We start from the raw sequence: 288 nt of genomic DNA on the forward strand, positions 1-288 counted from the left end.
GTCAAGGGCAGCGCCGCAAGGTGCACAAACGCCGACGGCACCATGTAGTCCGGCAGCCGCGCACTTAAGTGCGTGCGCAAGGTGCCGGCAAGTTCGCTTCCATCCAGCCCATCCGAGCCCGCCTCGGACGCGCACACCACATAGGCGACCAGCCGCTGCTCGCCGGCGCGGTCCTGGCGCGCCACCACCACCGCGTCGCGCACCGCGGCGTGCTCGACGAGCCGCGCCGCGATCTCGCCCGGCTCGATCCGGAAGCCGCGGATCTTCACCTGGTCGTCGTTGCGGCCC

The 288-nt window shown here is 71.5% G+C and carries 1 protein-coding gene; it reads right to left on the bottom strand.

Translation table 11 applies throughout. The features are described 5' to 3' along the window. A partial coding sequence (locus tag QSV46_RS39430) for an AMP-binding enzyme (protein ID WP_314964053.1) occupies positions 1 to 288 on the bottom strand: 288 nt, incomplete at both ends.

Source organism: Bradyrhizobium cosmicum, assembly GCF_032290525.1.
Taxonomy (GTDB): Bacteria; Pseudomonadota; Alphaproteobacteria; order Rhizobiales; family Xanthobacteraceae; genus Bradyrhizobium; species Bradyrhizobium cosmicum_A.